Origin of the sequence: Rhodococcus sp. PAE-6 (assembly GCF_025290685.1) — a bacterium.
GTDB classification, from domain to species: Bacteria; Actinomycetota; Actinomycetes; order Mycobacteriales; family Mycobacteriaceae; genus Rhodococcus; species Rhodococcus pyridinivorans.
The window spans coordinates 1-261 of record NZ_JAOCLZ010000151.1 but is presented as its reverse complement, the minus strand read 5'-3'; the positions used below and the strand labels follow the sequence as shown (position 1 = coordinate 261).

Here is a 261-nt window from a genome sequence, read left to right as displayed (position 1 = left end):
TCCGTGCTCGACGACCTCGCGGAGGGTGTGCGGTTCACCGTGCGCACGCGGTGGGTGCTCGGAACGCTCCGGTTCGGGTCCGTCGCGGTCTTCTGCGTGCTGGGACCGATCGAGGTGCTGATCCCGGTCGCGATCCGCGAGGCGACCGGGGGCGGGCCGTTGCAGCACGCGATGGTGATGGCCGGTTTCGGTGTCGGGGGGGCAGTCGGGGCGATGCTCGTGGCGTCGCTGCGGCTGCCGATGCGCTATCTCACCGTCCCG

The 261-nt window shown here is 71.6% G+C and carries 1 pseudogene; it reads left to right on the top strand.

The features are described 5' to 3' along the window. A pseudogene (locus tag NVV99_RS26600) lies at positions 1 to 261 on the top strand (MFS transporter); the annotation flags it as partial.